Genomic DNA, 13,619 nt, shown 5'->3' with positions numbered 1-13,619 from the left:
CTACTTCCTCGGGGTCAGGAACGAACGGTCTGTTTGCCCCGTCACAAATTCGACGATCTGGCGCACATATTCGTTGTCTGCATCCTCGCCCAGCCGGGTGGCGCGATCCATGAAGGTGCCGTCTCCTTCTGACAGTTCCTTGAAGGCCGCGCGCAATGCCGAGATATCCTCACGCGTTACACCACGCCGCTTCAAACCGACCAGATTCAAGCCATCCAGCTCGCCCCGAGGCGCCTGAACAAGCCCATATGGGATCACATCATTCGGGACCATCGTAAGCGCGCCAATGATGGCACCGCGACCTACGCGCACGAACTGATGTAAGCCCGAAATTCCGCCAACGATGACGTCATCCTCGATAATACAGTGACCAGCTGCGCCAGCGTGATTCACCAGAATGACCCGGTTGCCGATTTGTACATCATGCGCCACGTGGACACCGGCCATCAGTAAGCAGTCATCGCCAATCCGGGTGATACCACCGCCGCCATCCGTGCCGGTGTTGATAGTGACGTGTTCGCGGATACGGTTGCGCTCACCGATTTCAAGGCGCGTGTTCTCACCACCGAATTTCTTGTCTTGCGGAATTTCCCCGACAACAGCAAAGCTGAAAATCACTGTGTCATCACCAATTGACGTATCGCCGGTGACTACGACATGGGATTTCAGTTCGACCCGATCGCCCAGACGGACCTGCGGACCGATATGGCAGAATGGACCAATCGTACAACCCTGCCCGATCTGCGCACCGTCTTCGATAATGGCGCTGGGATGAATACCGCTCATGTTGTTTTTTCCATGTCCCAGTCGACATAGGCCGAAAATTCAGCTTCGGCAGCAACCTCGCCCTCGACTGTCGCGCGGCCGCTGAACTTGAAGATCTTGCCACCTTTCTTACCGCGTACAGTTTCGACATGCATTTCGAGAACATCGCCAGGTACGACCTTGCGGCGGAATTTGCATTTGTCGATATTCATGAAATAGATCAGCAACTCGCTGTCGATTACATCCATGCCGACACCCAGCATAACCCCTGCAGTCTGCGCCATCGCCTCGACAATGGTCACGCCAGGCATGATCGGAGTTCCGGGGAAATGGCCCTGAAAGTGCGGCTCGTTCATGGTGACATTCTTGATGCCCACCGCTGATTGATAGCCATCGATATCCACAACCTTGTCGACCAACAAAAACGGATAGCGATGCGGCAATATACGCTGAATCAGCTGAATGTCGGCGCTCTTGGTTTCCGTGGTCATGGTGCGGATGTCCTGTTCTGGATGTCTCTTTCAAGCGTGGTTAGCAATACCCGTACCCAAGGGCAAGCCAGCCTATTCGTTGTTATTGTTTTCAAGTGTAGCGCCGTCGCCGATTGCGGCATCAATCCTGGCGATCGCAGCGTTGGTAATATCTGAGGCGTCCGTGCTTAGAACCGCATTGGACCGCTCGATCACAATCGAGGCGCCAAATTCGCGCAGCAATTCGATCAGCACCGGTTGCGCCATTTCAAAAAACTGACCACGCGCCTCTTCGCCGCGCCGCGCTAATGCGTCCAGTTTGGCGCGCTGGCCGTCACGGTGTGATTGAACTTTCTCGTCAAAAGCTTCGGCAAGCGGGCGAAACTCGTCCGCCGAAAGATCTGACCTCTTTTCGGTCAGATCTTTTTCTTCCTTGCTCAACTGCGCCACAATCCGTTCGTTTTCTTCAGCCAAAAGGGTGCTTTCGGCTTCAATCTCGCGAAAGACGCGCTGCCCAAAGGCGGAATCTGCAAACAAACGCTCACTGGAGATTGTCAGAACGTCTGTTTGTGGCACGCCCAATTGCTGTGCACCCAGCGGCATTGCTACAGCTAGAAGTACCAAAACGCACAGGGCCCTTAGCGGGCCCTGCAGGATGTTCTTAACTTCGGTGATCATTCGCGATCAGAACCTGGCTTGAACGGTCAGGTCAAAGCTTTGCTCTTTATCGAAGTCCTCTTTCTTGAGGGCCTGCGAGAAGTTGAAGCGAAGCGGACCAAACGGTGTTTCCCACAGTACGGATACCCCTACAACATGCCGGATCGAACCGCTTTCACCAACAATATCAGCGCCAGCGGTGTTGACGTTGTTGAGATTGTAGAGGTTGCCAACATCGTAGAAGACGCCGCCACGCAGCCCCAGTTCTTCGGGCAGCCCCAGCGGGAAGTCCGATTCGAAACGAGCAACCCAGTAGTAGTTGCCGCCGATGGCATCGTCCTGCCCGTTCGAAAGGTCACGCGGCCCGATACCAGCAGGCTCAAACCCGCGGAATGTGCTAGGACCTAGAACAAACCGGTCGAGCGTGCGGCTGAAATCGTCCCCGGTCCAGTTCAGTGCACCCAATTCAAGCGTCGCGCGCAATACGACTTCTTCGTTGAGGACGCGTTTTTGGGCTATCGCCCGTGCCGTGGTTTTGAAGAATTCATTGTCCCCGCCAAGACCAGCAGCATCCACGCCGACTTCGAACAGGACGCCCGCTGTGGGGTTCAGGCCACCAATACGGCTATCGTATACGTAGGACACACCCAGAGAACTGCTGGTTCGTTTCCCCTGATCGATCTCTGATGAGATGACAGCGCCGTTCCGCTCATTGCTCTGCTGGGTCATTTCGCTGCGATCCCAACCATAGCGAAGACGCAACGCCGACAATTCACCGATCGCGTAGCTCAGCTGTGGGCGGAAGAACACTGTTTTTGTGTCGTAGCTGGCAAAGCTCGAATTGGTGCTGGCCAGGCCAAGCCCAAGATCAAAGCGTAGCTTACGGCCCAGCAGATAAGGCTCGGTAAAGTTGATAACGTACTGTTCAGAATCCTGAGCTGTCGACAACGTGATACCCAGGTTTTGCCCGCGGCCGAGGAAGTTCGATTCATTCAATCCGATTGCGATCCCGAAACCGTCCGAGACCGAGTAGCTACCACCCAGGCTCAACGAACCGGTTGGTTGTTCTTCGACATCCACGTCCACGATAACCTGGCTTGGCGACGATCCCTCGCGGGTTTCCACATCAGCGACCGAGAAGAAACCCAAGGCGCGAATACGTTCGGCGCTCTGGCGGATTTCGCGGGGATTGAAGGGGTCGCCTTCAACGGTATCGAATTGACGGCGGATCACACGGTCTAGCGTGGTTGTGTTCCCCTCGATATCGATGCGTTCCACAAAGATACGCGGGCCACGGGTCAGCACGAACTGGACATCCAATGTCAGATCGCGGGGATTACGCGTTACCCGGGGCTCGACCCGCAGAAAATCAACGCCGTTTTTCAGCCCCAGACGCTCCATCCGCGCGATCGAGTTCTCAAGCACCGTCGGAGAGTAAATTACACCTGGTTTGACTTTCAGAGCCGCCTGATAAGGCGCCGGGTCCACACCCGGGATCTCACTGACGGTCGTAATCTGACCGAACGAGAACCGCTGTCCTTCTGTGACGTTCATAACCAGAAAGAATGCATCCCGTTCGCGGGTGAATTCGACATTGGCACTATTGACGCGAAAATCGATATAACCGCGTGACAGGTAGAAATCACGGATCACCTGTTTGTCGAATTCGATTCTGTCGGCAATGAAGGTGTCGCCGCGAAGGAAGGTCCGCAGAATGTTCGCCTGCTTTGTTTCAAGCACGCGGCGCAGTCGACGGTCCGAAAACGCGCGGTTTCCTACAAAACTGACTCGCTCAACCTCAATTGTCGTTCCCTCGGCGACTTCGAACACCAGATCGACACGGTTATCGCTGCGACGAATGATGCGCGGGATAACCGTCGCGGATACGCGGCCCTGCGCCGAATATACTTCGGCAATCAGGTCAGCGTCCGCTTCGGCCTGTTGAGGCGTGAATACGCGGCGGGTTTGGGACGATATCGCTTCGAGCAGGAGATCATCTTTTACGCGGCGATTGCCCTCGATGCTAATCTGGTTGATGGTCGGGTATTCCTCGACCGCGATGACCAACGTACTGCCACGTGGTGTAAGTTCGACTGTTTCAAAAACACCACTGTCAAGCAAACGCTGGAAGGCATCATTCAATTGTCCTGCCGTAACAGTCTGCCCCGGTTCGATTCCGGTGCGGGCGATAATCGTCGAAGTCTCGATCCGTCGATTGCCCTCAACTTCGAAGCTGTTGATGGTGTAAGATTGCGCCTGTGCGGGCTGCGTCAGAACCAGTAAACCCGGTGTAGCAAAAAGGAAAAAGAACGTTAGTGCCTGCCACAAAATGTTGCTTTTCCGCCCCCGCGAGCCGCAGTATGTGCCCGTGCGCCTGCTGTCAGTCATTTTTATCACTACCCAGAATTTTCAGCCTTTAGCTGCTGAGTAGCCCGATTGTGGGGCCATGTCAAAAGACGAAAAAGCAAAAACGGCCCATAAGGCCGTTGCACGTAAGTCAGACATGTTCAGGAGAATCACAAACCGAGCAGATAACCACCAACAGCTAGGGCCAGTGCGGTCACGGCAAAGCTGAGCAGCATATCCCAGTTCAACTGGAACAGGACGCTGACACTCTGATAGGATTTTTGAAACGCCTTGGTCATTGAACTCAAGCCTACACTTATCGATGCACCCCAATAAGATAGGCTTGAATTGCGGCAATTTTGCGTCGGAACGGTGCCAAGATCGCCTTAATCAGCAGAACAGATCATTACTGACCGAGAAAAGCATCAATGACAGGATCAGTGTGACACCGACCCCCATCAGTACCCTCAGCGCTTTATCACTGGGTGGTCTACCAGACACAGCTTCATAAGCGTAGAATAGCAAATGCCCCCCATCCAAGGCTGGGATCGGGAACAGGTTCAGCAACCCGACCGCCGTTGACAATACGGCGATGAAGAAGATGAAGTTCTGTGCCCCCTGGCTGGCCATAGCACCCGAGGTTTCGGCAATACCGATCGGCCCGGAAATGTTGCAGGTGCTGATCGCTCCGGTGATCATGTGCCACATTCCCGACAGTGAGCCTTCGATGATGCGCCCGGTTTGGACCACGCCACCTTCGATCGAATCCCAAATGCCCGCTGGAACGGTTTCGGGATCGATCATCATGCCGCCTACGATACCGATGCGCCAATGGGTGATGAAACCACCATCCGACGTCGGCTCGTCCGTGCGTCGGGGCGCAAGTGCAAATTCCAAATCCGCCCCGTCGCGCCATACATCCAGCAGCAATACGCGCCCGTTCGATCCTTCGACATGTTCCTTAAGCTGCTCGAACGCAAAGATCGGATCACCGTCTACCGCCGTGATTACGTCGCCCTGCTGCAACTGTATGTCCATCGCTGCACTGCGCGGCGTAACCTGTTGGATTAGCGGTGGAAAGAGCCAAGGTGCCACGACATCAGTGGTCTCTCCATCTCGGATAACCGTATAGTCCAGCTCTGGTTCTACAGGCAGCGAATTGATGAAATCGGACCAGTTGCTTGCGTCATCGAAATCCGGTGTTGGAATGCCTGCGATGGCGATAATCTCATCGCCCTCCTGCAGACCCTGAATTGTACCAGGCAACGGCTGCAGTGCGCCAACAGTCAAAGGTTCACGGGAAACACCCTGCGACCAGAAAATCAGGCCAAACACCAATATCGACATCACGAAATTAAAGACCGGCCCTGCCGCAACAGTAGCCGCACGCGCCCAAAGCGGGGCGCCGTGCATGGTGCGGCGCAGCTCTTCCGGGCTTTGTGCAGAGATCTCACTCATCGCGTCTACGTCTTTGCCGGACGCGGCATTGGCATCCCCCAGGAATTTGACATAACCGCCAAATGGCAGCAGCGCGACCTGCCAGCGAGTGTCGCGCTTGTCTACGCGGCTCCATAGAACCGGGCCGAAACCGATCGAGAACACTTCGGCATGAATGCCAGACCACCGACCAACGATGTAGTGGCCGTATTCGTGCACCGCGACAATCACTGAAAGCGCAATAACGAAGGCTATTATCGTGTAGAGCAGATTGCCAAATTGCGGGATCAAAGAGAGTATGTCCAAAAGTTCTATCCTGCTCGTTCCAATACGGTTTCATCGACCCACTGACGTGCGAGATGGTCCGTTTGCTGTACATTATCAAGGGTCAATGGTGCATCAATCAGGCTGTCTGAAGCCTCAAAACGCTCCAACACGGCCGACACCGTGTCTGCCATATCCAAAAAACGTATCCGGTTTTCTATAAAGTGGTCCAATGCGCGCTCTTTGGCGGCGTTGAAGATCGCACCGGACAAGCCGCCGCGCTGCATCACTTCGCGGGCAAGACGCAAAGCCGGGTAACGCGCTTCATCCGGTGCATGAAATCGCAACTGACCCAGTTGCGCGAGATCCAGACGCGCAACAGGTAAATCGCGCCGTTCGGGCCAATGCAGCGCGTACCCGATGGCATGGCGCATATCCGGAGCCCCCAGATGTGCCATCAAGGCGCCGTCCTGAAATCCGACCAGTGCGTGAACGATGGATTCGGGGTGCACTAGGACTTCGATATTCGATGGGTTAACGCCAAAATATTCTTTGGTTTCTATAACTTCCAATGCCTTGTTGAACATAGATGCGCTGTCGATTGTAATCCGCTGTCCCATGTTCCAGTTCGGATGACTCGATGCCTGTTCAACAGTTGCTTTGGCCAGATCGCCAAGCGGCCAATCCCGGAACGCTCCACCGCTTGCGGTGATAATGATCCGTTCGACGCTTGTCATATCCTCGCCCACAAGCGCCTGAAAAACTGCCGAATGTTCGCTATCCACGGGTAATAGCGTGGCGCCATGCGCCCGAGCCGTTTCCAGAACCAGCGGCCCGGCACAAACCAGCGTTTCCTTGTTGGCAAGCGCGAGTGTCGACCCTTGTTTCAACGCTTCGATCCCCGGAGCCAATCCTGCGGAACCGACAATCGCCGACATCACCCAATCCGCCGGTCGCGCCCCGGCCTCGATCAGAGCGGCCTGCCCCGCAGCCGCTCGCACTCCGCTGCCGGCCAATGCGTCACGCAGATCATCGAGTTTGTCATCAAACGCAGTCACCGCCACGTCTGCATCCAGGCGCACCGCATCGCGAGCAAGCTGCGCGACGTTGCGTCCACCGGTCAACGCGACCACGTCATAGGCATTCGGATTTCTTGCGATCAGATCAATCGTATTCTGGCCAATGGAACCAGTCGCACCAAATATGGATACCCTTCGCATCACATACCTCGGGGCGCGTAAAACAGCCCTGCGAGCAACACAAAGACCGACGCGCCCATCATCCCATCAAACCGATCCAGAAACCCGCCATGACCGGGTATAAGGTTTGAGCTGTCCTTAACGCCAAGGCCACGTTTTGTCGCGCTTTCAACAATATCACCGATCTGGCTGGCCATAGAGGCAAGAACGGAGACAACGATAAAAGCAATGCCGAAACCGGCATAGTGCGCAAAAACTGTTCCGACCAGCGCGGCAGCAACCCAGCCTCCAACCGTACCGGACCATGTCTTCTTGGGGCTAACTCTGGGCCAGAACTTAGGTCCGCCAAGCGTTTTGCCCACAAAATACCCGGCGACATCCGTGGCCACGACCACAAGGATCAGCCAAACCATCCATCCAAATCCCAGGTTTTCTCGGATCGATATGAATCCCAGCCCCGACATCGCGATCCAAAGGGCAAACAGGACGTATATCCCACGCGCACGGCTGATCTGTCCTGCTCCTACCAATGCCGGGGCCACCAAAAACGGCAGTTTGTATAGCGGTGGTAGATGATAGCTTAGGACCACGGCGAACCCGGTCAGTATCGCCAGCTGAATCGCGACACCCTGACGTTCTGGGTCGATCATCCGGATCAGTTCCCATATCATCAGACCGCAGACGGTGCCGATAAATATCTCAAACCACAGGCCGCCTAGCCAAACTTCGACTGCCGCAATAGTCACAAGAACCGAAGCCGACAAAACCCGGGCAGTCAGATCAGACCATCGGCCATCACTCATGCCGGGACCGCTCCAAACCGCCGTTCACGCGATCCATAGTTGCGGCACAGCCGTTCCAGTTCTGCAGCGGTGAAATCAGGCCACAAAGTATCGATGAATTCGTATTCGGAATAGGCAGACTGCCACAGCAGGAAATTCGAAATCCGCGCTTCACCACTGGTACGGATCACCAAATCGGGGTCAGGCAGAACGCGCGTGTCCAGATATTTGGGCAGAGTTTCCTCGTCCACGTCCTCGGGTCGCAGTACGCCCTCGGCCACGTCACGTGCCAAACGTCTGGTCGCGCGCGCCACCTCGTCACGACCGCCATAGTTCAAGGCAACGGTTAGATGAACCAGGTCGTTGTTCTGTGTTTCGCGTTCAAGCGTATCCATCAGCTCGGTCAGCTTGGCATCCAGCCGAACTCTATCCCCAATGAAACGGACCCGAATGCCGTTATCTTTCAAGGTCTTGGTCTCTTTGACGATGTAACGGCGAAACAAGCTCATCAGGCCTGCAACTTCGACCTGAGTGCGTTTCCAGTTTTCAGTCGAAAACGCAAATACTGTCAGATACTTGATCCCTAAACCCGGGCAGGCCTCGACCACCTCACGGACGCGGCGCGCACCTGCATGATGGCCAAACAATCGAGGCCGCCCGCGCGACTGTGCCCAGCGACCGTTGCCGTCCATGATGATAGCAACGTGGCGCGGCCCTGCAATCGGAGAGGTATCGGGATCCTTTGGCATATCCGAGGCTCAGACCTGCATGATCTCGGCTTGTTTGGTCTCGAGCGCATCATCGACGGATTTGATCATGGTATCCGTCAGCTCCTGAACCTCGGTTTCCCAGAATTTCTGATCGTCCTCGGACATGCCGTCTGCCTTGGCCTTTTTGATCTGGTCCATGCCATCACGGCGCACATTCCTGATCGAAACCCGTGCGCTTTCTGCATATTGACCCGCGACCTTGCCGAGCTCGCGACGGCGTTCTTCGTTCAGTTCGGGAATCGGCAGCATGATGATGGTACCATTCAGTTGCGGGTTAATACCCAAACCGCTTTCCCGAATGGCCTTTTCAACTTTGCCGACGAGGCCCTTGTCCCAAACATTCACGGTTACCATGCGCGGTTCAGGGACGTTCACGGTACCAACCTGATTGATCGGAGTCATCGCGCCGTAAGCATCGACCATGACGGGCTCAAGCATTGAAGCCGATGCACGACCGGTCCGCAGCGAAGCGAATTCGGTTCTGAGGTTGGCCATGGCACCGTCCATGCGGCGTTTCAGATCATCGGTATCGAGTTCGAAATCATCAGACATGCTGCTCACTCCCCGTCTTCAGGTGATGTTCGGATGGGTCTTAAGCCATCACAAATGGGATGTATAGCAATCATGGTCACGAAATGTGGCAATGGCCAGAACTGTTTCCGGCATTTCGGCCTCATTCCCGACAATTGGGTCGGCCGGATGCATGCTCCGGCCGATCCGTTGTCTGTTTTGTCTATCAAGCGTTCACGTTTACCACGACGCGCCCTTTTACCTGACCTTGCAGGATGTCCGCTCCCAACTGGGGCAGATCAGAAAGGGTTGCTGAATGGACCATCGCCTCAAGCTTATCCATAGGCAGATCGGTTGCGATACGCGTCCAGGCACGGACCCGGTTGTCATATGGCTGCATCACGCTGTCGATGCCCAACAGATTTACACCGCGCAGCAGGAATGGGATCACGGTTGCGGGCAGCGCCGCACCACCGGCAAGGCCAACCGCAGCGACCGAGGCCCCATACTTCATCTGCCCCAGCACGCGGGCAAGCATCGCTCCGCCCACCGCATCAACACATCCGGACCAAGTTTCACTTTCCAGCGGACGCTTGGTGGTCTCGTTCAACTCGTCACGCGGGACAATTGTGGTTGCACCCAGTGATTTCAGGTATTCTTCGGTTTCAGGACGCCCGGTCACAGCTGCAACCTCATAGCCCAGATGGGCCAAAATGGCCGTCGCGACCGAGCCGACACCTCCTGCGGCACCTGTGACCAACACCGGGCCATGACCCGGCTGCAAACCTTGATCCTCCAGCGCCATGACGGCCAGCATAGCGGTGAACCCGGCAGTGCCAACTGCCATCGCCTGCCGTGTATCCAACCCATCCGGCAACGGCACCAGCCAATCTGCCCGCGCGTTTGCTTTTTGTGAATAGCCGCCCCAATGCGCTTCACCTACGCGCCAGCCCGTCAGCACGACCTTGTCGCCAGGTTTGTAGCGTGCATCCGAGGACTGCTCGACCGTGCCCGCATAATCGATGCCCGGAATATGAGGATAGCTACGCACCAGACCACCGCCTTTGGGCGACATGCACAGACCGTCCTTGTAGTTCACCGTTGAATATTCAACGGCGATCGTCACTTCTCCATCCGGCAGCGTATCCAGAGAAATCTGCTTCACCGAAGCGCTTGCGAGGCCACTTTCTTCATCTTTTTCAACGACAAGTGCATTAAACATGAACTTACTCCTTCTATTGCCTCAATCGGCTGTGTTCCTGAAACAAGGGCTTAGCGCCAGAATTTTTCCTGCACCTCGGCCCATCGCATTCCATGTTCGGTCATCAATTCAATCCGTGTACCTGGCGCCCAATGGGACCGGTCGACCATTCCAATGGCTACATTCACTCCAAACTCGGGTGAATACGCAGCCGAAGCCACCTGCCCGACCTGCCGGCCCCCGGCCATCAGCGGCCAAGATTCGGTGCACGGTCCGATCTCACCTTCAATGACAAGCGGACGGATCTGCCGGGGTGGACCGTTTTTCGCCTGATCCGCCAAAGCGGCTTTGCCGATGTAATCCAGCGGAGAATTGCAGAACCGTGCTAGCCCGCATTCATAGGGCGTATTCTCGCGCCGCATGTCCGACCCGAAACTCAACAGACCGCTTTCAACACGCTCTATCCCGTTTGGGCAACCTGCCCGCACGTTCAGGTCTCGGCCATTAGAAAACAGCGTGTCCCATAGTGGCATGCCATAATCCGTCCCTTCGACGTATATCTCGAACCCGCCTTGTTTTGACCAGCCAGACCGGGCGACGACGAATGATGTATCTTCAAACGCCAACCGTTTATATCGAAAGAACTTTATATCCCTGACTTCATCACCAAAGACGCGCGTCATCAGCTCGTCCGCCTTGGGGCCTTGTACCGCCAAGGGCGACACATCCGGCTCAGAAATATCGACATCCAGCCCCAGCGCAATCACGATTCCCAGAGCAAACTGCCAAAGGTCACCATCGGCAACCGACAACCAATAGTGATCATCCGCCAGTTTGATCGCAACAGGATCATTCAGCATGCCGCCATTGTGATCTACTATCGGCACATAATAGCACTGGTTCGCCTGCATTTTGTCCATATCGCGCGGGCTGAGCATCTTCATCAGCCGCAACGCATCCGGACCTTTGATCTGTACCTGCCGCTCACACGAGACATCCCAGACCTGAACATGCTGTTTCAGATGCGCCGCATCAGCCTCGATGCTTTCAAAAACCGTCGCAAGCAGCATGTGATTATAAACGGTATACCCTGTGACGCCTTCGGCCTCGACGCCCGGAGTGAATGGGGTTTTGCGCACGCGCCGGTTCGGTGAGATGACTGCCATGTCAGAAATCCTCTGGCAGAAAGACAAGATCGCTGACAGGTGCCTGCGAACCAGCCTCGGTCAGCATTTGGTGCAATTGTCCGCGATGATGCGTCTGATGATTGAACATATGAATGACGCATTGCCCGTAAGGCTTTGTTACGTCGTTCTCTTTTGCAGCCGAGTACCACGTGAACGAACCGCTCAGGACATCATCCCCCAACGTATTGGCCCATCTCGCAATACGGGCGTCAATCGTATCGCGCAGCGGCAGCCAGTCGGCCATGCCAGTGCAGATCGAGACACTCTTAGGAATGCCACCACCTGGCCCCGGTCCCTTGTCAAACCGGGAAATCCAGATCCAATCCCCCCAAAGCAGATGATTGGCAGTTCCCATGATCGACCCGAAAAAAGCGCCGCGATCCCGTGCCAATTCTTCGTCTGAAAGAGCTTCGAGAAAGCCCTTTAACTGGTTGTTTTGCCAGTGGTTATATCGCGCCATTTCACGGGCATAGGCACCGGTTATCATTACTTAGGCCCGTGCCAGTCAATCGGGCAGATCTCGGCTGACTTGCCGCCGAAGTCCCATACGCGACCATAGTCGCGCACCTTGGATTTCGTGCCTTTTGCTACAATGATGTCCGGCCCCATCCAGTATTTCGAATTTGAAACCATCACCGGGTGCTCTGGGTCTTTGCCCGCCAGCATTTCGATCTCACCCTGAATCTTGCGCCCTATCATGATCCGGCGTTTGGTGCCGTCCCTTTCGATCTGAACCGGTGCACGTTCAGCCCCTATGATCTCGCTGACCAACATAGTGAACAGCCCGGTTGTGCCACCTGCCTGACCGCTGAATATCTGCAACAGTCCATTATAAGCCTTGCCGCTGGCACGTTCATCCACATAAGCCGCGACTTTCCACTGGCCTTCGCCCATGCGTCCGGGGATATCAACCAGCAGACCTACATTCAGACCGGACAAATCTTCGCCTTCGTAATGGCCTTCGTCGATCGCGATACCCATCCACGCGTGGCAATGCCCTTCGGTCGGAGGGTGTGCACCCAGCGAAACCACGCATGGGCAGAATACGTCGCACGAACAATTCAGGATCAGTTCACCCTTAACCGCCCAATCGGTCGGGCTCATCTCACGCCGCTTGGGATTTGGCATCCGGCTGTCAATTCTTTGACTGACCGGCAGCTTGTCTGCATCCGGTTTTCTATTTTTAGCCATCGACTTATCCTCCGTAAACAATGTGATGAGCGAGCAGTGCAAAACCACCCGCAATCAAGACGAATCCCATAGGACGGGTCACGGCGTGCCCGATCTGGGGAAGTTTTTCCAATACCATGAACAGGGTCGCCAGCCCCATCCAGAGCAGGCTCATGACGCCGCCGACAAAGCCCAACGCCATGAAGCCCCAGCAGCAACCGACACAGAACGCACCCAGTCCAACGCCCATGCGTACACCGCCGCCGAATCCGGTTTTCCAGTGGCCCAGAAAATACGTCATCGGTGCATGGCAAACACCGTGGCAGACTTCTTTCGCCCGAGAAAACTGAAAGGCACCCACGGCGATCAACAGGCCGGCGGCCAGATATGGCGATTTAGCGATTCCCAACATATCAACCGCGCCGCCAAACAGCAGCGCCAATTGCAGGCCAGTGATCAGCGCAGCGAAGCCCACCCAAACTATGAAGTATCCGGATAGAACGCCCAGCCACCCTGCCCGCGTACCGTTCGCGCTGCGGATCAGATCATCATAACTGCGCAACGTGGGCACCAAAGTCGGCAGCATCATGGCCGCCATCATGATCGCCCACATCCAGAAAAGTGGGCCGAACTCGGCCATGGGCATATACATGTCCATACGCGGATCCATGGCCGCCATCGCCTGACCCATCGGTCCAGGTCGACCGATCCAGTCCACGTCCATATCGCGGCTCATCGAGACCATCATCCACCACGACCAAAGGATCGTGATGTAGAAGCCCAACCAAAGCGCGCTGCGGAAAATTGAGCGACTCACTTGCTCCTCCCGACTCAACTCTCTTGCTTTTCAAATGTCAGACT

15 protein-coding genes are annotated in these 13,619 nt (G+C 55.6%); all 15 read right to left on the bottom strand.

From position 1 onward, the window contains the following. Positions 1–786 carry an acyl-ACP--UDP-N-acetylglucosamine O-acyltransferase gene (gene lpxA, locus ACR0BI_RS02320; protein ID WP_170405636.1) on the bottom strand — a complete coding sequence of 262 codons (786 nt, stop codon included), beginning with the start codon at positions 784–786 and terminating at the stop codon, positions 1–3. Then, complete coding sequence (fabZ, locus tag ACR0BI_RS02315; protein WP_170393131.1) at positions 783–1,256, bottom strand: 3-hydroxyacyl-ACP dehydratase FabZ; 474 nt, start codon at positions 1,254–1,256, stop codon at positions 783–785. The genes lpxA and fabZ overlap by 4 nt, the downstream gene beginning before the upstream one ends. A 72-nt stretch (positions 1,257–1,328) precedes the next feature. Further along, positions 1,329–1,913 carry an OmpH family outer membrane protein gene (locus ACR0BI_RS02310; protein WP_480561526.1) on the bottom strand — a complete coding sequence of 195 codons (585 nt, stop codon included), beginning with the start codon at positions 1,911–1,913 and terminating at the stop codon, positions 1,329–1,331. 6 nt (positions 1,914–1,919) lie between these two features. Then, positions 1,920–4,280 (bottom strand): outer membrane protein assembly factor BamA, encoded by a 2,361-nt coding sequence (gene bamA / locus ACR0BI_RS02305; RefSeq protein ID WP_170393133.1) that lies wholly within the window; start codon positions 4,278–4,280, stop codon positions 1,920–1,922. 128 nt (positions 4,281–4,408) lie between these two features. Next, positions 4,409–4,537: a hypothetical protein gene (locus ACR0BI_RS02300; RefSeq protein ID WP_255612105.1), complete on the bottom strand. Its 129-nt coding sequence runs from the start codon at positions 4,535–4,537 to the stop codon at positions 4,409–4,411. Positions 4,538–4,628: 91 nt separating this feature from the next. After that, a complete protein-coding gene (rseP, locus tag ACR0BI_RS02295) occupies positions 4,629–5,981 on the bottom strand; it encodes an RIP metalloprotease RseP (RefSeq protein ID WP_480561527.1) in 1,353 nt (450 codons plus the stop codon). Between the two features lie 5 nt (positions 5,982–5,986). Then, the gene (gene dxr, locus ACR0BI_RS02290; protein WP_480561528.1) at positions 5,987–7,159 is read right to left on the bottom strand and encodes a 1-deoxy-D-xylulose-5-phosphate reductoisomerase; all 1,173 of its coding nucleotides are present in this window, start codon (positions 7,157–7,159) and stop codon (positions 5,987–5,989) included. After that, complete coding sequence (locus tag ACR0BI_RS02285) at positions 7,159–7,941, bottom strand: phosphatidate cytidylyltransferase (protein WP_480561529.1); 783 nt, start codon at positions 7,939–7,941, stop codon at positions 7,159–7,161. Before ACR0BI_RS02285 ends, dxr begins: the two co-directional genes overlap by 1 nt. Next, on the bottom strand, positions 7,938–8,669 hold the full coding sequence (locus ACR0BI_RS02280; protein ID WP_170393137.1) for an isoprenyl transferase: 732 nt from the start codon (positions 8,667–8,669) through the stop codon (positions 7,938–7,940). The genes ACR0BI_RS02285 and ACR0BI_RS02280 overlap by 4 nt, the downstream gene beginning before the upstream one ends. A 9-nt stretch (positions 8,670–8,678) precedes the next feature. Beyond that, positions 8,679–9,242, bottom strand: a complete 564-nt coding sequence (gene frr, locus ACR0BI_RS02275; protein WP_170393138.1) for a ribosome recycling factor — start codon at positions 9,240–9,242, stop codon at positions 8,679–8,681. Between the two features lie 184 nt (positions 9,243–9,426). Beyond that, positions 9,427–10,422: an acryloyl-CoA reductase gene (gene acuI, locus ACR0BI_RS02270; protein ID WP_170393139.1), complete on the bottom strand. Its 996-nt coding sequence runs from the start codon at positions 10,420–10,422 to the stop codon at positions 9,427–9,429. 50 nt (positions 10,423–10,472) lie between these two features. Then, the gene (locus tag ACR0BI_RS02265) at positions 10,473–11,567 is read right to left on the bottom strand and encodes a dimethylsulfoniopropionate demethylase (RefSeq protein WP_170393140.1); all 1,095 of its coding nucleotides are present in this window, start codon (positions 11,565–11,567) and stop codon (positions 10,473–10,475) included. Between the two features lies 1 nt (position 11,568). Beyond that, the gene (locus ACR0BI_RS02260; RefSeq protein WP_480561530.1) at positions 11,569–12,075 is read right to left on the bottom strand and encodes a DinB family protein; all 507 of its coding nucleotides are present in this window, start codon (positions 12,073–12,075) and stop codon (positions 11,569–11,571) included. Then, positions 12,075–12,779: a DUF1326 domain-containing protein gene (locus ACR0BI_RS02255; RefSeq protein ID WP_170393142.1), complete on the bottom strand. Its 705-nt coding sequence runs from the start codon at positions 12,777–12,779 to the stop codon at positions 12,075–12,077. Before ACR0BI_RS02255 ends, ACR0BI_RS02260 begins: the two co-directional genes overlap by 1 nt. A 4-nt stretch (positions 12,780–12,783) precedes the next feature. Beyond that, entirely contained in the window at positions 12,784–13,575 is a 792-nt protein-coding gene (locus tag ACR0BI_RS02250; RefSeq protein WP_170562820.1) for a DUF2182 domain-containing protein, read from the bottom strand. Between the last annotated feature and the right edge of the window lie 44 nt (positions 13,576–13,619).

It is taken from the genome of Ruegeria sp. E5 (genome assembly GCF_056534105.1).
The sequence above is the reverse complement of the archived record's forward strand: the minus strand, read 5'-3'. Positions and strand labels throughout refer to the sequence as shown.

What these genes read in the sequence shown, in the direction of transcription:
- fabZ (WP_170393131.1), bottom strand. Translation starts at nt 1,256, where the DNA reads ATGACCACGGAAACCAAGAGCGCCGACATTCAGCTGATTCAGCGTATA.
- ACR0BI_RS02260 (WP_480561530.1), bottom strand. Translation starts at nt 12,075, where the DNA reads ATGATAACCGGTGCCTATGCCCGTGAAATGGCGCGATATAACCACTGG.
- ACR0BI_RS02300 (WP_255612105.1), bottom strand. Translation starts at nt 4,537, where the DNA reads ATGACCAAGGCGTTTCAAAAATCCTATCAGAGTGTCAGCGTCCTGTTC.
- dxr (WP_480561528.1), bottom strand. Translation starts at nt 7,159, where the DNA reads ATGCGAAGGGTATCCATATTTGGTGCGACTGGTTCCATTGGCCAGAAT.
- ACR0BI_RS02255 (WP_170393142.1), bottom strand. Translation starts at nt 12,779, where the DNA reads ATGGCTAAAAATAGAAAACCGGATGCAGACAAGCTGCCGGTCAGTCAA.
- ACR0BI_RS02285 (WP_480561529.1), bottom strand. Translation starts at nt 7,941, where the DNA reads ATGAGTGATGGCCGATGGTCTGATCTGACTGCCCGGGTTTTGTCGGCT.
- acuI (WP_170393139.1), bottom strand. Translation starts at nt 10,422, where the DNA reads ATGTTTAATGCACTTGTCGTTGAAAAAGATGAAGAAAGTGGCCTCGCA.
- ACR0BI_RS02310 (WP_480561526.1), bottom strand. Translation starts at nt 1,913, where the DNA reads ATGATCACCGAAGTTAAGAACATCCTGCAGGGCCCGCTAAGGGCCCTG.
- ACR0BI_RS02265 (WP_170393140.1), bottom strand. Translation starts at nt 11,567, where the DNA reads ATGGCAGTCATCTCACCGAACCGGCGCGTGCGCAAAACCCCATTCACT.
- ACR0BI_RS02280 (WP_170393137.1), bottom strand. Translation starts at nt 8,669, where the DNA reads ATGCCAAAGGATCCCGATACCTCTCCGATTGCAGGGCCGCGCCACGTT.
- bamA (WP_170393133.1), bottom strand. Translation starts at nt 4,280, where the DNA reads ATGACTGACAGCAGGCGCACGGGCACATACTGCGGCTCGCGGGGGCGG.
- frr (WP_170393138.1), bottom strand. Translation starts at nt 9,242, where the DNA reads ATGTCTGATGATTTCGAACTCGATACCGATGATCTGAAACGCCGCATG.
- lpxA (WP_170405636.1), bottom strand. Translation starts at nt 786, where the DNA reads ATGAGCGGTATTCATCCCAGCGCCATTATCGAAGACGGTGCGCAGATC.